General features: G+C 64.6%; 21 protein-coding genes. 2 read left to right on the top strand and 19 right to left on the bottom strand.

The window, feature by feature from the left end:
• Positions 1-29: 29 nt before the first annotated feature.
• Entirely contained in the window at positions 30-650 is a 621-nt protein-coding gene (locus Q2941_RS16855) for a hypothetical protein (protein WP_458193165.1), read from the top strand.
• A gap of 504 nt (positions 651-1154) precedes the next feature.
• On the opposite strand, the gene ilvC is transcribed toward Q2941_RS16855, so the two are convergent.
• The 8 genes from ilvC to miaA all read right to left on the bottom strand — a co-directional run bounded on the left by ilvC (position 1155) and on the right by miaA (position 9419).
• Positions 1155-2174 (bottom strand): ketol-acid reductoisomerase, encoded by a 1020-nt coding sequence (ilvC, locus tag Q2941_RS16850; protein WP_458193164.1) that lies wholly within the window; start codon positions 2172-2174, stop codon positions 1155-1157.
• 132 nt (positions 2175-2306) lie between these two features.
• Positions 2307-2903, bottom strand: coding sequence for a LysE family translocator (locus tag Q2941_RS16845; protein ID WP_371933041.1), 597 nt, complete (start codon positions 2901-2903; stop codon positions 2307-2309).
• Between the two features lie 7 nt (positions 2904-2910).
• Complete coding sequence (locus Q2941_RS16840) at positions 2911-3786, bottom strand: EamA family transporter (protein ID WP_458193163.1); 876 nt, start codon at positions 3784-3786, stop codon at positions 2911-2913.
• Positions 3787-3847: 61 nt separating this feature from the next.
• Positions 3848-4537, bottom strand: coding sequence for a class I SAM-dependent methyltransferase (locus tag Q2941_RS16835; protein WP_458193162.1), 690 nt, complete (start codon positions 4535-4537; stop codon positions 3848-3850).
• 3 nt (positions 4538-4540) lie between these two features.
• Positions 4541-5083 carry an acetolactate synthase small subunit gene (gene ilvN / locus Q2941_RS16830; protein WP_027524437.1) on the bottom strand — a complete coding sequence of 181 codons (543 nt, stop codon included), beginning with the start codon at positions 5081-5083 and terminating at the stop codon, positions 4541-4543.
• Between the two features lie 150 nt (positions 5084-5233).
• The gene (locus tag Q2941_RS16825) at positions 5234-6217 is read right to left on the bottom strand and encodes a threonine dehydratase (protein ID WP_458193191.1); all 984 of its coding nucleotides are present in this window, start codon (positions 6215-6217) and stop codon (positions 5234-5236) included.
• 4 nt (positions 6218-6221) lie between these two features.
• Positions 6222-7997, bottom strand: a complete 1776-nt coding sequence (locus tag Q2941_RS16820) for an acetolactate synthase 3 large subunit (RefSeq protein WP_254111261.1) — start codon at positions 7995-7997, stop codon at positions 6222-6224.
• A 492-nt stretch (positions 7998-8489) separates the two neighbouring features.
• Positions 8490-9419, bottom strand: coding sequence for a tRNA (adenosine(37)-N6)-dimethylallyltransferase MiaA (miaA, locus tag Q2941_RS16815; protein ID WP_458193161.1), 930 nt, complete (start codon positions 9417-9419; stop codon positions 8490-8492).
• Between the two features lie 11 nt (positions 9420-9430).
• Between miaA and serB the strand changes: the two genes are divergently transcribed.
• Complete coding sequence (serB, locus tag Q2941_RS16810) at positions 9431-10336, top strand: phosphoserine phosphatase SerB (protein WP_458193160.1); 906 nt, start codon at positions 9431-9433, stop codon at positions 10334-10336.
• A gap of 138 nt (positions 10337-10474) precedes the next feature.
• Here serB and Q2941_RS16805 read toward each other — a convergent pair whose 3' ends face one another.
• The 11 genes from Q2941_RS16805 to Q2941_RS16755 all read right to left on the bottom strand — a co-directional run bounded on the left by Q2941_RS16805 (position 10475) and on the right by Q2941_RS16755 (position 20170).
• Positions 10475-11989: a Do family serine endopeptidase gene (locus tag Q2941_RS16805; protein WP_027524432.1), complete on the bottom strand. Its 1515-nt coding sequence runs from the start codon at positions 11987-11989 to the stop codon at positions 10475-10477.
• A gap of 158 nt (positions 11990-12147) precedes the next feature.
• A complete protein-coding gene (locus Q2941_RS16800) occupies positions 12148-12351 on the bottom strand; it encodes a DUF2065 domain-containing protein (RefSeq protein ID WP_027524431.1) in 204 nt (67 codons plus the stop codon).
• A 72-nt stretch (positions 12352-12423) separates the two neighbouring features.
• A complete protein-coding gene (hflC, locus tag Q2941_RS16795) occupies positions 12424-13329 on the bottom strand; it encodes a protease modulator HflC (protein ID WP_458193159.1) in 906 nt (301 codons plus the stop codon).
• Positions 13326-14465, bottom strand: coding sequence for an FtsH protease activity modulator HflK (hflK, locus tag Q2941_RS16790; protein ID WP_027524429.1), 1140 nt, complete (start codon positions 14463-14465; stop codon positions 13326-13328). The genes hflC and hflK overlap by 4 nt, the downstream gene beginning before the upstream one ends.
• A gap of 154 nt (positions 14466-14619) precedes the next feature.
• Positions 14620-15129, bottom strand: a complete 510-nt coding sequence (locus Q2941_RS16785; protein WP_458193158.1) for a dihydrofolate reductase — start codon at positions 15127-15129, stop codon at positions 14620-14622.
• Complete coding sequence (locus Q2941_RS16780; protein WP_027524427.1) at positions 15129-15614, bottom strand: GNAT family N-acetyltransferase; 486 nt, start codon at positions 15612-15614, stop codon at positions 15129-15131. Before Q2941_RS16780 ends, Q2941_RS16785 begins: the two co-directional genes overlap by 1 nt.
• On the bottom strand, positions 15615-16409 hold the full coding sequence (locus Q2941_RS16775; protein ID WP_458193157.1) for a thymidylate synthase: 795 nt from the start codon (positions 16407-16409) through the stop codon (positions 15615-15617).
• A gap of 198 nt (positions 16410-16607) precedes the next feature.
• Positions 16608-18173, bottom strand: a complete 1566-nt coding sequence (locus Q2941_RS16770) for a tripartite tricarboxylate transporter permease (RefSeq protein ID WP_458193156.1) — start codon at positions 18171-18173, stop codon at positions 16608-16610.
• A 7-nt stretch (positions 18174-18180) separates the two neighbouring features.
• Entirely contained in the window at positions 18181-18945 is a 765-nt protein-coding gene (locus Q2941_RS16765) for a tripartite tricarboxylate transporter TctB family protein (RefSeq protein ID WP_027524424.1), read from the bottom strand.
• Between the two features lie 95 nt (positions 18946-19040).
• Positions 19041-19571, bottom strand: a complete 531-nt coding sequence (locus tag Q2941_RS16760; RefSeq protein WP_027524423.1) for a chromate transporter — start codon at positions 19569-19571, stop codon at positions 19041-19043.
• Positions 19568-20170: a chromate transporter gene (locus Q2941_RS16755; RefSeq protein ID WP_458193155.1), complete on the bottom strand. Its 603-nt coding sequence runs from the start codon at positions 20168-20170 to the stop codon at positions 19568-19570. Before Q2941_RS16755 ends, Q2941_RS16760 begins: the two co-directional genes overlap by 4 nt.
• Positions 20171-20231: the final 61 nt, after the last annotated feature.

Here is a 20231-nt window from a genome sequence, read left to right as displayed (position 1 = left end):
ATGATTACATAACGGAGGAGACCGTCGTCATGTCGCAACGTCAAAGCTGGTTCGAGGGCTGGCGCCTGCTCGTCCTGCTCAGTCTGAACCTGATCGTCCTGTGTATCTGGATCGCCGCGATGCGGCAGTTCGAGGTCGAGGGCGTTCGGATGGTGATCCGCTTCACGGCGCGCAGCTCGCTCCTCCTCTTCTGCCCGGCCTTCAGTGCCGCCGCCCTGGCGCGGCTCTGGCCCAACGCCTGGACCCGCTGGCAGCGCCGCAACCGGCGCTATCTCGGCCTCGGCTTTGCCCTCTCCCACGGCCTCCATGCGGTTGCGATCTTCGCCTTCGCCAGGATGGATCCGGCCGGCTTTGCGGCAGCGACCTCGGCCGCATCCTACCTCTTCGGCGGGATCGGCTACGCCGCCATCATCGCGATGGCGGCGACCTCGTTCGACCGCACGGCCGAGCTGCTCGGCCCCCGCGCCTGGCGCGCCCTGCACCTGACGGGCGGCTACTATCTCTGGTTTCAGTTCATGGTCTCGTTCGGCAAGCGCGTGCCGGCGATGCCGCTCTATGCGGCCTTCCTCGTCCCCCTCCTCGCCGTGATGGCGCTGCGGCTGATCGCGATGGCCGCGAGCTCGCGCCCGAAGCCGGCTGCGGCGGGCTAGGCGCCAGCGCTCGCATCTGCGATGGCCGGCAAGAATATCGATCAGACGTCAGCTCTTAAGATGATGTACTACGCGAAGCCGTCTTCGTGGATTCGCGCGAATGATCACAGCGCAGATGAAGAGCCGAATCTTAGACTCTGAAGTCGCAGGGCTTTTGAGGATTGGGAGGGTGAGGCCAAAGCCTCAGAAATCGCGCGAGATCAAGAATGTGCTTTAAGCGTCAGTTCTTGATCTTCAGACTGCGCTTCAACATCGAAGAATTTGAATGAAGCACCAGCGCTTGGCGCTGAGAGGAAAGCGCGAGATCGCAGCTTGCGATCTCGCGCCGGTTGTAGTTGCGAAGGTTTAAGATTTGGTTTGGCCGTCGAGAGCGCGTCAGTTGCTTGACTCTCGCGTCCCGGACGCGGTGCAGCGCGTAAGCGGTGCACCGTAGAGCCGGGACCCATGGCCCCCGGATCAGCAGCGCATCACTTGCGCGCCGCGCTGGGTCCAGGGAAAGAGGCCTTAGTTCTTGCTCTTGTCGACCAGCGCGCCCTTCTTGATCCAGGGCATCATGTCGCGGAGCTTCGCGCCGACTTCCTCGATCGGGTGGGCCGCGAGCTTGGCGCGGGTCGCCTTGAACGAGGTCTGGTTGACCTTGTTCTCGAGCATCCAGTCGCGCGAGAACTTGCCGGACTGGATGTCGTTGAGAACCCGCTTCATCTCCTTCTTGGTCTCGTCGGTGATGATGCGCGGGCCGGTGACATACTCGCCGTATTCGGCGGTGTTGGAGATCGAGTAGTTCATGTTGGCGATGCCGCCTTCATAGATCAGGTCGACGATCAGCTTCACCTCGTGGAGGCACTCGAAATAGGCCATCTCAGGGGCGTAGCCGGCTTCGACCAGGGTCTCGTAGCCGCCCTTGATCAGTTCGACCAGGCCGCCGCAAAGCACCACCTGCTCGCCGAACAGGTCGGTCTCGCACTCTTCCTTGAAGGTGGTCTCGATGATGCCGGCGCGGCCACCACCGACCGCCGAAGCGTAGGAAAGGCCGAGGTCATGGGCGTTGCCCGAGACGTCCTTGGCGATCGCGATCAGGCAGGGCACGCCGCCGCCGCGCTGATACTCGGAGCGCACGGTGTGGCCGGGGCCCTTCGGGGCGATCATCAGCACGTCGAGGTCGGCGCGCGGGTCGAGCAGGTTGAAGTGGACGTTGAGGCCGTGGGCGAAGACGAGCGCAGCGCCCTTCTTCATGTTGTCGTGCAGGTGCTCGCGATAGATATCGCCCTGGAGCTCGTCGGGGGTCAGCATCATGACGAGGTCGGCCCATTTGGCGGCCTCGGCGACTTCCATCACCTTGAAGCCGGCGTTCTCCGCCTTCTTGGCCGAGGCCGAGCCCTTGCGCAGCGCAATCGCCACCTCCTTGACGCCGGAGTCCTTCAGGTTGAGCGCATGGGCGTGGCCCTGGCTGCCATAGCCGACGATGGCGACCTTCTTGCCCTTGATCAGGTTCATGTCGGCGTCGCGATCGTAATAAACACGCATAGTCGTTTCCTCATTGAGGGCCGAAAATCGGCCAATGGTCAGGGTCCAAAGGTGAAATTTGCGGATTTCGGGGGCTGTCTAGAGCATTTTCCGCCCCGAAGGAAACCCGTTTCTGCATGGAAATCCGCGACATCATGCATCCATGAAAACGGGGTAGAGAGAGGCAAGCAACAGAACCGCCATCAGGATATTGAAGGCGCGGACAAGGCGCTCTGAGGTCAGGACCGGCCGGAGCGCGCTCCCGAACAGGGCCCAGACCACGGTCGAGACCGTGCCTACGATCAGGCTGATCAAGGTCTGGATGGCGATATTGACGGGGAATTGGGCAATGGCCGCATAGGCAGTGATGGTGCCGATCACGATCACCCAGCCCTTGGCATTGATCCACTGGAACATGGCCGCGCCCCAGAAGGTCATCGGGCCCCTGCCCTTCTCCTCGCCCGGCTTGGCCGGGCCGGAAAGGGCGATCGCGGCAGCCAGATAGATCAAATAGGCGGCGCCGGCATATTTCAGGATGGTCTGGAGGATCGGATAGGCCAGGAAGACCGTCCCCAGCCCCAGACCGACCGTTGCGACCATGAAAGCAAAGCCGATGGTGATCCCGGCGATGTGCGGAATGGTGCGGCGGAAGCCGTAGGTCAGGCCCGACGACAGCAGCATGATGTTGTTCGGCCCGGGGGTGAAGTACATCACGACCGCAAAGACGATGAAGGCATAGAGGAGCGACATCTTCACCTCACGCTGTCTTCGGCAGGACTTGTGGGCGCCTGGCCAGCAGCATCACCGCGATACCGCCGATCACAGTCAGCATGCCGGCGAGCCGCAGGGGTCCGAACCGTTCGCCGAACACGATGCTGGACGCAGCCGAGCCGACGAAGGGGACCAGCAGCGCGAACGGCACGACCTGCGCAGCCGGATAGTCGCGCAGCAGCCGGCCCCACAGCCAATAGGCGATGCTGGTCGAGACACCGCCAAGCGCCAGCATGCAGAGGGCTGACGTCAGCGACATGTGCGTCAGCGCTCGCCAGGTCGGCCCGGGACCATTGGCGATCAGCGCCAGCGCGAACAGCGGCACGGCCGACGTCAGGCACAGCCAGGCGAAGAGCTCGAACATCGGCACGCCGCGGGCGCCGCGCAGCAGGAGATTGCCGATCGCGAAGGAAATCGGCGAGATCATCAGCACGACGAAGGCACTGACGCTGAAATCATAGCCGACGGTGCCGCAGATCAAGAGCAGGCCGACCGCGGCAATGGCAACGCCTGATGTCTGGACCGGCGTCGGCCGTTCGCCGAAGGCGAGCACGGCAAAGCCGATGGTGAACAGCGCCTGGCTCTGCACGACGACGCTCGTGAGCCCCACCGGCACGCCATGGGCGATACCGTAGGCCTGAGACAGGAACTGGCCGAGGAAAAGCGTGAAGCTGATCGCGATCAGGAGCGGCCAGGCGATGTCAGGCTTGCGGATGAACAGGCAGGGCACCGCGGCGATCGAAAAGCGCAGTGCAGTCATCAACTCCGGCGACAATTCGTCGAGCGCCAGCCGGCTCGCCACGAAGGCAAGTCCCCAGACGATCGCCACCATGACGGCGATGAGGATGTCGGCCGGCTTCATTGTTCTTCTTCGGGCTCTGTTCTGTTGCGTGTTCTTGTCGTTCAGCCTTGCTCGCCGGCGCTTACGTCGAAGGGGTGGGTTTGCGCAGCAGATAGGTGCCGTGCATGGGGGCGTGGTAGTCGGCCGAGACCAGCGTGAAGCCGACGTCAGTCAGCATCCGCTCCATCACCCAGCCGAAGGTGGAATATTCGTCGCGCATATGCGTGACGACGCTCTCGCGCGAAAACTCGTGGTTCTTGATCTGGAAGTCGGCCCATTGCTCGACGTCGCGCTCTGCCGCATCCGGCATCGAGACGAAGACGATGTCGCGCAGATAGAAGCTCGCGCCCGGCTTCAGCGCGCGATAGATGCGCGACAGCGCCACCACCTTCCAGAAATCCGGCAAATGATGCAGCGTGAATTCGCTGACGATGAGGTCGTAGGAGTGCGGCTGATAGGCGAAGCTGAGCAGGCCGGCCGACTGCGTCGCGACCTTGGCCTTGCGGTCACGGGCATAGATCTCGGCAAGAGCCAGCATCGCCGGCGAGATATCGATGGCGTCGACCTCGGCGCCCATCAGCGCGGCTTCGGTCGCGAGCACGCCGTTGCCGCAGCCGATGTCGGCGATGCGCCAGCCCCGCTGTACGCCGAGCATTTTCAGCGCGGCGCGCGCGCGCAGATCGGCGTCATCGTGATTGTCGTAGATCGAAGCGACCGCGGGCTCGATGCCCATCCGGTTGCGTTCGTTGTAGTACCAGTCGCGCGCCAGCATGGTTCACATCCCTTCAGGCCCGCGACCGATCGCGGCAACGCCCGTGCGCGACACCTCGACCAGGCCGATGGGACGCATCAGGTCGATAAACTGATTGATCTTGTCCGTATTGCCGGTGATCTCGAACACGAAGCTCTCGGTGGTGGCGTCAATCACGCGCGCGCGGAATGCGTCCGCGAGCCGCAGCGCCTCGACGCGATGTTCGCCTTCCCCGCGCACCTTCACCATCGCCAGTTCGCGCTCGATCGAGCGCTTGGTCTGCGTCATGTCGACGACGCGATAGACCGGGATCATGCGGTCGAGCTGGTGCTTGATCTGCTCGATCACCATCGGCGTGCCCGTGGTGACGATGGTGATGCGCGAGAGATGTTTTTGGGCTTCGGTCTCCGAGACCGTGAGGCTCTCGATGTTGTAGCCGCGACCCGAGAACAGGCCGATGACACGGGCGAGCACGCCCGGCTCGTTCTGCACAAGCACCGACAGCGTATGCGTCTCGTTGGGATCGTGGCGGTCCTCGAGGAAATAGGCGGATGCGGGCTGGTTCATTATCGTCCCCTCAAATGTCTCTCTTGTCATGCCCCGCGAAGGCGGGGCATCCAGTAACCACCGACGCCTGAGATTCCCACGCCCGCCGCGGCGTACCGGATCGCCCGGTCAAGCCGGGCGATGACGGCGGTGTTGTTGCTCCGGCTCGCATCATGCGACCACCCTTTGGGTTGTCGGCGCGTCCGTCCCGACCCATCGGCGGAACAGATCGAAATCGATATTGCCGCCCGAGAGCACGAGACCCACTCGTCTGCCCCCGAGCTTGCTCTTCTCCTGCAGCGCAGCGGCAAGCGCGGCCGCGCCGGCGCCTTCGGCGAGATTGTGCGTGTCGGTCCAATAGGCGCGGATCGCCGCGCCGACCTCGTCGTCGGTGACCTGCACAATGCGCGAAGCGCCCTTGCGGATGAGTGCGAGCGCGTCCGCGTCGGGAATGCGCGTCGCCATGCCGTCGGCGAGCGTGTTGCTGGTCTCCGTCGTCACGACCGTGCCCGCCGCAAACGACAGCGCGTATGACGGCGCCTCCGTCGACTGCACGCCGACGATCTCGGTCTTCAGGCCGAGCAAGTCGCGCGCCATGATGCAGCCGCAGATGCCTGAGCCCTGGCCAATCGGCACGTAGAGAATGTCGAGGTCAGGTGCGGCCCGGAACAATTCCAGCGCATAGGTCGCAACGCCCAGCACCAGGTCCGGGTGGAACGACGGCACCATGTGCAGGCCGGCGAACTGCGCACGGCGCTCGGCCTCCTCGCGGGCGGCCTGAAAGTCCTCGCCGTGCTCAACGAGCTCGGCGCCAAAGGCGTTCATCGCGCGGTTCTTCTCGACGGAGTTGCCGCGCGGCACGTAGATCACCGCGGGCACGCCGTGGCGGCTTGCGGCAAACGCCAGGCTCTGCCCGTGATTGCCGCGCGTTGCCGAGATGATGCCGGGCGTGTTCGGCCGCTCGCGCTTCAACCGCTCCAGATAGACGAGCCCGCCGCGCACCTTGAAGGCGCCGATCGGCGTGTGGTTCTCATGCTTGACAACGACGCGGGTACCGAGCCGCTGGCTCAGCAGCGGCCAGGCGTGTGCCGGCGTCGCCGGCACCGCCTGCCCCACGATCGCATGTGCGCGTTCGAGTTCCTTCAGGTCGAACATCGCATCACACCAGCGCCTTGCCGGCGGCGAACGCGACTGCCGTGGCCTCGTCATTGGCCTGCTCCGGCAACAGCATCTCGTTATGCGCCTTGCCGGAGGGGATCATCGGGAAGCAGTTTTCGAGCGCCGCGACGCGACAGTCGAACAGCACCGGACGCTTGACCGAGATCATCTCCTTGATCGCGCCGTCGAGATCGGAGGGCTTGTGCGCCTGGATGCCGACGCCGCCATAGGCTTCCGCGAGCTTGACGAAATCCGGCAGCGCCTCCGAGTACGAATGCGACAGCCGGTTGCCGTGCAGCAGCTGCTGCCACTGCCGCACCATGCCCATGTACTGGTTGTTCAGGATGAAGATCTTGATCGGCAGCTCGTACTGCACGGCCGTCGACATCTCCTGGATCGTCATCTGCACCGAGGCATCGCCGGCGATGTCGATGACGAGGCTGTCCGGGTGGGCCACCTGCACGCCGACCGCGGCCGGCAGGCCGTAACCCATGGTGCCGAGACCGCCGGACGTCATCCAGCGATGCGGCTCCTCGAAGCCGAAGAACTGCGCCGCCCACATCTGGTGCTGGCCGACCTCGGTGGTGATGTAGACGTCCTTGCCGCGCGTCAGCTCGAACAGGCGCTGGATCGCGTGCTGCGGCAGGATGACGTCGTTGTTCTTCTTGAAGTACAGCGAATTGCGCGCGCGCCATTGCGCGATCTGCTGCCACCACGCCTTGATGTCGGGCTTCTTCGCCTCGGCCTTGAACACCTGCAGGATGTCGCCGAGGATGTTGCCGCAGTCCCCGATGATCGGGATATCGACACGGATGTTCTTGTTGATCGAGGACGGATCGATGTCGATGTGGATCTTCTTCGAGTTGGGGGAGAACGCGTCGACGCGGCCGGTGATGCGGTCGTCGAAGCGCGCGCCGACGCACAGCATGACGTCGCAGTCATGCATGGTCATGTTCGCTTCGTAAGTGCCGTGCATGCCGAGCATGCCGAGCCAGTTCTTGCCCGACGCCGGATAGGCGCCCAGGCCCATCAGCGTGGAGGTGATCGGGAAGCCCGTGACCTCGACCAGCTCGCGCAACAGTTTCGAGGCCTCAGGCCCGGAATTGATCACGCCGCCGCCGGAATAGATCACCGGACGCTTGGCATTGGCGAGCAGCGAAACGGCTTTGCGGATCTGCATCGCGTCGCCCTTCACGCGCGGCGCGTAGGAGACGTGCACGTCGGACTTGCGCGGCGGATGGTAGGTGCCGGTCGCGAACTGCACGTCCTTCGGCACGTCGACCAGCACCGGGCCCGGCCGGCCCGAGGTCGCGACGTAGAATGCCTCGTGCAGGACCTTGGCGAGATCGTTGACGTCGCGCACCAGCCAGTTGTGCTTGGTGCAGGGACGCGTGATGCCCACGGTGTCGCATTCCTGGAACGCGTCATTGCCGATCAGATGGGTCGGCACCTGGCCGGTGATGCAGACCAGCGGGATCGAATCCATCAGCGCGTCCGTCAGCGGCGTCACCATGTTGGTGGCGCCGGGGCCGCTCGTCACCAGCACGACGCCAGGCTTGCCGGTCGAGCGCGCATAGCCTTCCCCGGCATGGCCCGCGCCCTGCTCGTGCCGGACCAGGATGTGCTGGATCTCGCTCTGCTGGAATATCTCGTCATAGATCGGAAGCACCGCGCCGCCGGGATAGCCGAAGATGTCGGTCACGCCATGATCGATGAGCGCGCGCACGATCATCGCGGCGCCGGTCATCTGGTTCGGATCGTGGCTGTTCTCGGTCATTGTCTTGCTCCGGATGCGCTGTTGTCAGCGGCTTCTTCGAGGTCTGGTTCGGGAAATAAAAAAGGGCCCCAAGAGGCCCCATGCGCACCGCTCGGTTTTGGATGGCCGCTAGCCATCCCCGGCGATGCGCCTGGGTACGACGACGATAAGGAGTTTGGTAATAATGTTACGCATGAGGTCGGCCCGGCTTCCCAAAGGTTGCGCGAACCATAGCGGCCAAAGCCCGGATGTCAAGGCAATGCGGCCATTTTCGCGCGATTTCGAGAAGTGTAGCGGCGTTCCGGCGGTTCGGCGAGAGGGAATTTATGGCGGAAGCGCAAAAGCTCGTCATTCCGGGGCGCTCGCGCAAGGCGAGCGAGCCCGAAATCCATAACCCCAGGCCGTGATTTGACGCGAAGCGATGGCCGGCAATCATCGCCACTCGCCCGATTGGGGTTATGGGTTCCGGGCTCGCGCTGCGCGCGCCCCGGAACGACGGCTGAGCGAGACGCCTCACCCCGCCCTCACGGCAGCAGCCAGCCACCCCCTCGCCTCCTCGGGCTTCACCCATTCGAACTCGGGCAATTGGTGCCGGAACCAGGTGAACTGGCGTTTGGCGTAATGGCGGGTGTCGGCTTGGCCGATCGCCGCCGCCTCGTCCAGGCTGATCTCGCCACGGAGGTGCCGGATCAGCGTAGGCACGCCGTGGGCCTTCATCGCCGGCAGCAGCGGATCGAGATCGCGCGCGGCGAGCTGCTCGACCTCCTTGAGAGCGCCGGCCCCAAGCATGGCGTCGAAGCGGGCATCGATGCGGGCGTAAAGCTCATCGCGCTCGGGAGCGAGAAACAGCGCGCTGAAACTGTCTTTCGGCAACAGCGGCGGCTGGCCCTCGCGATGCCAGTCGAGCAGCGAGCGTCCGGTCGCCTCGACCACTTCGAGCGCGCGTGCGATGCGGGTGCGGTCGCGCACATTCAGCCGCCCGGCGGCGGCCGGATCGCGGGCAGCGAGTTCCGCATGCAACGCCTCGACGCCGCCCTGCTCGAGCCGCGCACGCACGCTGTCGCGCACCTCGCGCGGGATCGGCGGCACCGTCGAGAGGCCCTTCGTCAGCGCCTTGAAATAGAGCCCGGTGCCGCCGATGAAGATCGGCAGGCGGCCTTGCGCCCGGGCCTCGGCGAGCGCTGCCGCCGCATCCGCGAGCCAGGCACCGGCGGAGAAATTCACGGCCGCGTCGACATGGCCATAGAGACGGTGCGGGACCTGCGCCTCCTCCTCCTGCGTCGGGCGCGCCGTGATGACGCGCAGATCGCGATAGACCTGCATGGAATCGGCATTGATCACCACGCCGCCGGCATTCAGCGCAAGCTCGAGCGCGAGCGCCGACTTGCCGCTGGCGGTCGGGCCTGCGATAAGCACGGCCTTGCTCACTTGCCCCTCGCTCACGAAAACCTCAAATGTCCCTCGTCGCCACGCTGATCTGCAACCCCAATAGTCCCGCGCTCGACTCTACCATCGTCGACGGCGCGCGTGCCGTGCTGCCCTCGGCCGCGCCCGCGCACTGGCTGTTCGACGGGGTCGCGGTCGACATTCCCTTTGGTGCGCAGGATAACCTCGAAGGCGATCGTCACGCCATTGAAGAGCGGTTGCGCGAGCTGCGCGGCGACCTGCCGATCGACATCGTCGTGCAGCCTGTCGGCTTCCGGCGCAAGAGACTTTTGCTCGCCGACATGGATTCTACCATGATCGGCCAGGAGTGCATCGACGAGCTCGCCGATTTCGTCGGGCTCAAGGCGCATGTCGCTGGAATCACCGAGCGCGCGATGCGCGGCGAGATCGAGTTCGAGCCCGCCTTGCGCGAACGCGTCGCGCTGCTGAAGGATCTGCCGGTCGGCGTCGTCGACGACGTCCTCGCCAAGCACATCACGCTGACACCGGGCGGACGCCAACTGGTCGCGACCATGCGCGCCCACGGCGCCTATACCTGTCTCGTGTCCGGCGGCTTCACGCTGTTCACCAACGCGGTCGCCGCGAAAATCGGCTTCCAGGAGAACCGCGCCAACGAGCTGATCGTGCGCGACGGCAAGTTCACCGGCGAAGTGAAGGAGCCGATTTTGGGTCGCGCGGCGAAACTCGCGACGCTGGTCGACCTGATCGAGTCGTTCGATCTCGATGAGATCGATACGCTGGTCGTCGGCGACGGCGCGAACGATCTCGCGATGATCCAGGCTGCTGGGCTGGGTGTCGCCTATCACGCCAAGCCTGCCGTGGCGGCTGCGGCGGCAGCGCGGATCGATCATGGCGATCTCACCGCGCTGCTCTATGCGCAGGGGTACAAGCGCGAGGAGTTTGTCGAAGCTTGACGTCTCCTACGACGTCATCACCCGCGAATGCGGGTGATCCAGTATTCCAGAGACAGCGACGTACACGGAGAGGCCACGGCGTACTGGATGCCCCGCCTTCGCGGAGCATGACAGTGAGTGTGTGGCCGAGAGCGTGCCTTACTGCACGCTCAGCGCTACGAAGCGCAGCTCGCCGTCGCCGTTGGAGACGAGCAGCAGTACCGACTTCTTGCCGTCCTTCTTGAGCTGGTCGATGCGCTTCTGGACGTCGGCGCCGCTGGAGACAGCCTCCTGCGCCACCTCGACGATGACGTCGCCGGCCGAGAGCCGCTTGTCGGCGGCATCCGAATTGGCGTCGACATTGGTGACGACCACGCCTTTGACCGTATCCTTGATCTTGTAGCGCGTGCGCAGGTCCTTGTTCAGCGTCGCCAGATCAAGGCCGAGCGCTTTCTGCGTCACCGGCTTCTCCGGCACCGGCTCGTCGGTCTTCACTGCGGCCTGGACCTTGTCGGGATCCTGCAAGCGGCCGAGCTTGACGCGCTTGGTCTCCTCCTGACCCTTGCGGATGACGACGACGTCGACCTCCTTGTCGACCGCCGTATCGGCGACGACGCGGGAGAGATCCTTCGGGTCCTTGATGTCCTTGCCGTCGAACTTGACGACGACGTCGCCAGGCTCGATGCCGGCGGGCTTGGCCGGGCCCTTCTCGTCGACACCTGCGACCAGCGCGCCGCGCGGCGGCTTGATGTTGAGGCTTTCGGCGATCTCGTCCGTCACGCTCTGAATGCGCACGCCGAGCCAACCGCGCCGCAGCTCGCCGAACTGGCGAAGCTGGTCGACGACGCCGGCTACCGTCTTCGACGGCACGGCGAAGCCGATGCCGATCGAGCCGCCGGAGGGCGAGATGATGAGAGTGTTGACGCCGATGACCTCGCCTTCGAGGTTGAACAGCGGGCCGCCGGAATTGCCGCGGTTGATGGCGGCGTCGGTCTGGATGTAGCTGTCATACGGGCCCGACGAGATGTCGCGGTTTTTGGCCGAGACGATGCCGGCAGTCACCGTGCCGCCGAGGCTGAAGGGATTGCCGATCGCGACCACCCAGTCGCCGAGACGCAGCTTGTCGGAGTCGCCGAACTTCACCGAGACCAGCGTCTTCGGCGGCTTGAACTTCAAGACGGCGAGGTCGGTCTTCTTGTCGACGCCGACGAGCTCGGCCTTGACCTTGGTGCCGTCGTTGAGAATGACGTTGATCTCGTCGGCATCCGCGATGACGTGATTATTGGTCACGACGATACCGGAGGTGTCGATGATGAAACCGGAGCCCAGAGAGTTGGTCTTGCGCGGCGGACCGTTGTCACCCCTGTCGCCACCCTTGCTGCCGCCACCGGGACCGCGGCGGTTCTTGAAGAAGTCGTCGAAGAACTCCTCGAAGGGTGAGCCGGGCGGCAGTTGCGGCATGGTGTTGGTGCCGCCGCCCTTGGCTTCGACGGTCTGCGAGGTCGAGATGTTGACGACCGCGTCGATCACCTTTTCGGCGACGTCGGCGATGCCCTCCGGTCCGCGCGCGTAAGCCGGCGAACCGAACGCGCTGAACGCGCTGATGGCGATCGCAGCCAGCCCAAGTCGCACGCAATGGCGCAAACGGGTCGTGGCAATGGTGGCAGCGGTCATTGTGATCTCCGAAAGAGAATTAAGGATTCGTTCTCCAGACTGCGCTCGAACGGGGTGGCGGCGCAAGCACGGAGGTTAACGGGCCTCAAGACCCGGATAATAAGGCGAAAAACCGGCGGCTTCGCTTCACTTTAGCGTTCGCCTTGCAGGTGCCGGGCTCAGTGGTGCCGGATCCACCAGATCAGGATCAGGCCAGCCACGGCCGAGCAGATGCCCACGGCGCGCAGGATGTGATCGGGAGTTGCAAGCGCGCTCTTCATCGCCTTGCGCATCCAGGCGGGACTTGCCGCGAACATCAAGCCTTCCAGCACAAACAGGATGCCTAAGCCGATGAGGAAGTCGGCAAACGCTATGGACCTCATCGGACTGGAACCTCCCCTTGTGCCGTTCTTGTTCCGCGAAGGGGCGGCTTTGGCGCCGCCCCTTGTATCGTCTTACTGTTTCGGCGCCGCCTGCGCTTCGGCGCCCGCTTTGCCGCTTGGGCTACCGAAGTACCGGAAGAAATCCGAGTTCGGCCGCAGCAGATAGCGGGTGTCGCTCGAGCGCAGCCCGGTCTCATAGGCCGACATCGAACGGAAGAAGGCGAAGAAGTCCTGGTCCTTGCCGTAGGCTTCCGCGAGCAGCCGGGTGCGTTCCGCTTCACCGGCGCCGCGCGTCTGCTCGGCCTGCGACCTGGCTTCTGCCTCGATCACAGTCGCCTCGCGGTCAGCCTTGGCGCGGATTTCCTGCGCCTTCTGGCCGCCCTGCGCACGGAACTCGGCCGCTTCACGCTGGCGCTCGGTCTTCATCCGATCGTAGACCGCCTGGCTGTTCTGCTCGGGCAGGTCGGCGCGGCGAATCCGGACGTCAACGACCGAGATACCGTAGCCGTCGGCCTCGCGGTCGAGCTGCTCGCGGATGCGGCCCATCAGCTTCTCGCGCTCGTCGCGCACCACCGTGATGAAGGTGACCTCGCCGAGCACGCGGCGCAGAGCCGCGTTGAGCAGCGTGGTGAGCTGGAGGTTGGCCGCCTGGATCGAGCCGACGCTCTGATAGAAGCGCAGCGCGTTCTTGATGCGGTAGCGCGCAAAGGCATCGACCACGAGCCGCTTCTGGTCGGAGGCGATCACTTCCTGCGACGGGTTCTCCAGATCGAGGATGCGATTGTCGATGCTGATCACGCTATCGACGAACGGCGCCTTGAAGTTCAGCCCGGGCTCGGTGACGACCTTCACGGGTTCGCCGAGCCGGACCACGAGCGCCTGCTCGGTCTGCTGCACCGTGAAGACCGAGCTGTAGGCCACGATCAGGATGAGCAAGAGGACGATCAGCGAGACGATGCCTGTAACCGGAGACCTCATCGGGTGCCTCCGCTCTGCTGGCCGGAGGTGGCCGGCGGCCGCTTCGGCGTCAGCTCGTTGAGCGGGAGGAACGGCACGACACCGCCTTGGCCCGTCGCGGCGCCGTCATAGACGAGCTTTTCCGAGCCGCCGAGCACGCGCTCCATCGTCTCCAGATAGATCCGTTCACGCGTCACGTCCGGCGCCTTCTTGTATTCCTCGTACACTTTCAAAAAGCGCGCGCTCTGACCCTTGGCGTCGGCGACCGTCTGCTGACTGTAGCCTTCCGCGGCCTGGAGGATCTGCGCGGCGCGGCCGCGCGCTTCCGGCACGACACGGTTGGCATAGGTCTGGGCCTCGTTCTGCAACCGCTCGAGGTCGGCGCGCGCCGCCTGCACGTCGCGGAAGGCGTCGATGACCTGCGCCGGCGGGTCGACCTTCTGCATCTGCACCTGGGTGATCAGAATGCCGGAACCGTAGCCGTCGAGCGTCCTCTGCATCAATTCCTGCACGCCCTGCTCGGTGGTGTTGCGGGCGCCGGTCAGGATCGGCTGGATCTGCGAGCGGCCGATCACCTCGCGCATCGCGCTTTCGGCGACCGCCTTCACGGTACCCTCGGGATTTTGGATGTTGAACAGGAAGTCGCCGACGCCGTCGGGCTTGATACGCCAGAGCACGGTGAAGTCGACGTCGACGATATTCTCGTCGCCGGTCAGCATCAGGCTCTCTTCCGGCACGTCGCGGATGGTGCGGCCGCGCCGTGACGGATCGTCGATCAGCGTCATGCCGATGGAAATGGTCGAGACACGCAGCGCCTTGGGCAGCAGCACCGTCTCGATCGGATAGGGCAGATGGTAGTTCAGGCCCGGCTGCACGGTGCGCACATGCTTGCCGAAGCGCAGGACGACGCCGAGCTCTTCCGACTGCACACGGAAGAAGCCGGAGGCGAGCCAGATCGCGACGATGAACAGCACGATGACGGTGATGCCGATGCCGCTGAAATATCCGCCGGGCAGGAGCTGCTGGAGCCGGTCCTGGCCGCGTCGCAGAAGGTCTTCCAGATCCGGCGGCCTCGGCCCGACCGGTTGCGGGCCTGTGCCCCATGGCCCTTTCGAGCCCGAGCCCCACGGGCCACCGCCCTGATTCTTCCACGGCATTCGACAGTCTCCTCGGCAGGGTCTGGAATTGCCCCCGCCCGCTTTGTCCGGTCCGGCTTTATAGGGGACGCCTTGCCCCCTTACAACGCACGCCTGACCGCCTCCGAGCTATGCCGCGCTGGGGAAATGTCAATGTAAACATTGGTCAAAGCGGTTAATGTTGCTGCCGCCGACGATATGTCACATAGGAGAAGTCGGCGCTGTCGTCGCCTGCCGCCGGATGACGGACGCGCGCGACCTCCTTCCAATCTACGTTGCTGATCTCAAAAACAGTGTCGCCCTCGGGCCGCGCGTGCACCTCGGTGACTTCGAGCCGGTCGGCGCGATCGAGCCATTGCCGGTAGATCTCGGCGCCGCCGATCACGGCGATCTCGGCGACCGAGCGCCGCAGGGCATCGCCGCGCGCGATCGCATAGGCATCAGCCGAGGACGTGGTCACGACGGCGCCAGCCGCACGGAAGCTCGCATCGCGGGTGATGACGATGTTGGTGCGGCCCGGCAGCGGCCGGGGCAGCGACTCGAAGGTCTTGCGGCCCATCACCACGGGCTTGCCGATGGTGAGCGCCTTGAAGCGCTGCATGTCGGATTTCAGCCGCCATGGAATCGCGTTGCCCGCGCCGATGACGCCGTTCTCCGCGATGGCGACGATGAAGACGATCTCCATCAGCGCGCCCTCCCCGCAAGCCGCGTCAATGCATCACCGGTGACGCGGCACAGCGTCCAGTCATCCATCATGACGGCGCCAAGGGACTTGTAGAAAGCGATCGACGGCGCGTTCCAGTCCAGCACTGCCCATTGCAGCCGTGACCAGCCGTTGTCGACGCATTCCTTCGCAAGATAGTTGAGCAGTGCCTTGCCGATGCCCTTGCCGCGATGCGAGGGCCGCACATAGAGATCCTCGAGATAGATGCCGTGGCGGCCGCTGAAGGTGGAGAAATTTGTAAACCACGCAGCGAAGCCGACCGCCTCGCCGTTCCATTCGGTGAGCGCGCAATAGAGCCGAGGATTCGCGCCGAACAGCGCCTCCGCAATCATCGCTTCCGTCGCTTCGACCTCGTGCGTGAGCTTCTCGTACTCGGCGAGTTCGCGGATGAAGGAGAGAACGAGCCCGGCCTCGCCCGGGCGCGCGCGGCGGATGTTGAGCGACATTTATACCGCGACTTCCGCCTTGATATGCGGATGCGGGTCGTAGCCGACGAGCTCGAAATCCTCAAAGCGGAAGGAGAAGATATCCTTCACGTCCGGATTGATCCGCATCACCGGCAGTGGACGTGGCGTCCGCGTCAGTTGCAGCCGCGCCTGCTCCAGATGATTGGAGTAGAGATGCGTGTCGCCGAGCGAGTGCACGAAGTCGCCGGGCTTCAAGCCCGTGACCTGCGCGACCATCATCGTGAGCAGCGCGTAGGAGGCGATGTTGAAGGGGACGCCGAGGAAGACGTCAGCCGAGCGCTGATAGAGCTGGCACGACAGTTTGCCGTTCGCGACATAGAACTGGAACAGCAGGTGGCAGGGCGGCAGCGCCATCTTCTCGACGTCAGCCGGATTCCAGGCGGTGACGATCAGCCGGCGCGAATCCGGGTTTTTCTTGATCATCTCGACGACATTGGCGATCTGGTCGATGCTGCGCCCGTCGGCCGTAGGCCAGGAGCGCCATTGATGGCCGTAGACCGGCCCGAGATCGCCATTGGCGTCAGCCCATTCGTCCCAGATGGTGACGCCGTTGTCGCGCAGATATTTGATGTTGGTGTCGCCTTTGAGGAACCACAACAACTCGTGAACGATCGCCTTCAGCGGCAACCGCTTGGTGGTCAGCATCGGAAAGCCGGCCGCAAGGTTGAAGCGCATCTGATGGCCGAACACCGACAGCGTGCCGGTGCCGGTCCGGTCGCGCTTCTCGACGCCGTCTGAGAGAATCCGCTCGAGCAGGTCCTGATACTGGTGCATGTGCGTGCGCTATGGGCCTTTTGGGAGGTCGGCGAACTTAGCGGCCGACCCCGTCCTGCAACAGCAGCGATTCGCTGCCTCGCACAGATTATACCCGGAAAAGTGAGCGTTCCGCCGGCAAACGACAAGGGGCGGAACTTGAGTCCCGCCCCTACCCTACCCTCTTGATAGTACTGGCCAAGTTGGCAAACGTCGGCCTCAGTTCTCCGATTCAGTGAACACCTCGTCGCGCTTGGCGCGCAACACCGGCAGAACCGTGAGTACCAGGAGGGCGGCGGCGACCGCGAGCAGCACGGCGGAGAGCGGACGCGTCACGAACACGCTCCAGTCGCCGCGCGAGATCAGCAGCGCGCGGCGCAGGTTCTCCTCCATCAGCGGTCCGAGCACCATGCCGAGCAGCAGCGGTGCCGGCTCGAAATCGTGCTTGATCAGCCAGTAGCCGACGAGGCCGAACACACCTGCGAGAATGACGTCGACCGGCGCGTTGTTCACCGAGTAGATGCCGATCGCGCAGAAGATCACGATCGAGGGGAACATCAGCCGGTAGGGCACGCGCAGCAGGCGCACCCAGATGCCGACCAGCGGCAGGTTGATGATGATCAGCATGAGGTTGCCGATCCACATCGAGGCGATCATGCCCCAGACGAGGTCCGGCTGTTTCTGCATCACCTGCGGGCCCGGCACGATACCGTGAATTGTCATCGCGCCGACCATCAACGCCATCACCGCGTTCGGCGGGATGCCGAGCGTCAGCAGCGGGATGAAGGAGGTCTGCGCCGCAGCGTTGTTGGCGCTCTCCGGCGAAGCCACGCCTTCGATCGCGCCGCGGCCGAACCGCGACGGATTCCTCGCAATCTTCTTCTCCAGCGTATAGGCGGCGAAGGACGCGATGACCGCGCCGCCGCCGGGGAGGATGCCGAGGATCGATCCGAGGATGGTGCCGCGTCCGATCGCGGGCGCCGAGTCGATCAGGTCTTTCCTGGTCGGCATCAACCCCGTGATCTTCTGCTGCACGAGATCGCGGTTCATCTCCGCGCCGGCGTCGAGGTTGCGGATGATCTCGGCAAAGCCGAACACGCCCATCGCCACCGTCGCAAAGCCGAGGCCGTCGGCGAGTTCGGGGATGTTGAAGGCCATGCGCGAGGCACCGGTCTCGATGTCGGAGCCGACCATCGACAGCAAAAGGCCGAACACGATCATGGCAATCGCCTTGAGCACCGAACCTTTCGCCAGCACCACTGCGAAGATCAGGCCGAGCACCATCAGCGAGAAGTATTCGGCCGGACCGAACGCCAGCGCGAGTTTTGTGAGCGGCGCGCCGAGAACGGCGATCAGGACGGTCGCCACGCAGCCGGCGAAGAACGAGCCGATCGCCGCAATCGCCAGCGCCGGACCGGCACGGCCCTGCTTGGCCATCTGATGGCCGTCGATGGCCGTGACGACGGAGGTCGCTTCACCGGGGATATTGACCAGGATCGAGGTGGTCGAGCCGCCATATTGGGCGCCGTAATAGATGCCGGCGAGCATGATCAGCGCGCCGACCGGCGGCAGCCCGAACGTGATCGGCAGCAGCATCGCAACCGTTGCAACCGTGCCGATGCCCGGCAGCACGCCGACCAGCGTGCCGACGAGGGCCCCGATCAGGCACATCAGGATATTGATCGAGATCGGAAGCGACAGGCCGAAGAGCCACCAGGGTGACCACCAGCTGACTTGGAACACGACGCCGAAGCCGAGGCCCAGATTGTGAAAGAGATCGACCATCACGCCCTCACTGGACCAGGAATCGCGGGAACATCGGCATCGGCAATCCCAGCACGTAAGGGAATAGCAGCGCGCAGCCGAGCGTCAGGCAGGCGCCGACGATGGCGGCTTCGATCCAGCGTGTCTCGTGCGAGCCGGTCGCCGCGATCAGGAAGCTCACGAAGGCTGTGACCACGAGGCCGAGCGGCCGGATCGCCAGGGCGAAGAAGACAATCGCCGCCATCACGAACAGCGGCCCGCGCCAGGAATAATGCGACAGCCCCGCTCCTTCGCTCAGCAGTCCCGTCAGCGCGATGGCCGCGGACAGCGCGACCAGCAGCCCGCCAAACATGCGCGGCGCGGTGCCCGCACCGAACTTGAAGCCCTGCATGCCGTGCAGATCGCTCGAGGCCCACAGCGCGAACAGGGCCACCGCCATCAACACGATGCCGCCGATATAGTCCTGCGGCGCGCGGATGATCATGAAGAGCGTGAGGATCGCGACCACGATCAGAGGATAGGAGTAGATCAGCGCCAGCAGGACGTCGGAAGACAGTGTCTTCTTGGCATCGGCAGCAAAAGATCCCAGCATCGCGCCGGGAGCTCCGCCAAACAACGCTGTCGCATGGCTGATCAGGACGGTTGCCGGGCCAGGCCCGCTACCCCATCCGAAGATCGTGCCGATCGACCAGATGAATTCGAATATCTGCGGCGCGAACGCCAGCAGGACGATGCCGATCGCGACCGATGTGTTTCGCGTCGTTGTCGCCGAGTGGCCCATCGTGTCGGCCATGCATGTCTCCTCCGCGACCCCTAAGTCACGAGCCTTGTTGTTCTATTGGATGGAATTGGACCCCCACCACCAGCATCATTGCCTAGCGACTTTCATTACACAACGCCAGCAAAACCCAAGATGCCCCCGGCGAGCAACAGCCAGAGCGGATTGACGCGCGACACCGAGGCAAGCACCGCAACGGCCGCCATCAGCAGCGCGGCAATCAGCGTGTGCGAGGTGGATCGAGCTAGGATCAGGGCGCTTGCCGCCATCAGGCCGATAGACAGCGGAACCAGTGCAGCCTGGATCATGGCGGGCCAGCGTGATTGGCTGGGATGGTTGAGGAGGCGGCTCACATAGTAGGCAAGCAGGGCCGTCGGCAGGCACATCGCGAGCGTTGCCGCGAGCGCGCCGGGAATCCCGGCAACCGCATAGCCGATCAGCGTGACGATCAGGACGTTCGGGCCGGGCGAGAGCTGCGAGATCGCAAAGGCGTCGGCGAACTGCTTGTCGGTCATCCAGTGATGCACGTCGACGGCGATGCGGTGCATCTCCGGCACCGCGGCAGCCGCGCCGCCGACCGCGAACAGCGACATCAGGCCGAAGGTCGAGATCAGCGCCCAGATCGGGTTGTCGCTGTTCATGCTGCTACCTTCCGTCGCAGGGCAACCGTGATCGCGATGCTGGTGGGGATCGCGACCAGCAGCACAGCCTGGAGCGGCAGCCGAGCTACGCCGATCGCGACGAACACGGCGGCCATCAGGACGAGGGCGATGGCGTCGGCCCGCTTCAAGAGCGGCGTCATCATGCGAAAGACCACCGCAATCAGCAGCCCGACCGCCGCGCAGGACACCCCGGCAAGGGTGCGGCGCAAAACCTCCAGCTCGCCGAAATGGGCATAGAGCACGGCCAGAGCCGCCATGATCAGCGTCGGCGGCACCAATAGCCCGGCGAAGGCAGCGATACCGCCGGCCAGCCCGCGCAGGCGAGAGCCGAACACCATCGACAGGTTGACGATGTTGGGACCGGGGAGGAAGTGGCAAAGCGCAAAGGTCTCGTTGAACTCGTCCGCCGTCATCCAGCGGTGGTCGTCTACGATCGCGCGCCGCGCGAACACCAGGACGCCGCCGAAACCGGCCAGCGACATCCTTGCGAAGGCCATGAACAGGGCGAAGAGGCCCGGCGGGACGGTCTTGGCGGGACTATCCGGCTCTTGAACGGCCGGTGCGGAATCCGAGGACATGGCGGCAGCTTAAGGGGGCGATTATCCCGGCGCCAAGGCCGGCCTTGCGGGCGGCCGGCAC

Source organism: Bradyrhizobium sp. UFLA05-153, assembly GCF_054185185.1.
The sequence above is the reverse complement of the archived record's forward strand: the minus strand, read 5'-3'. Positions and strand labels throughout refer to the sequence as shown.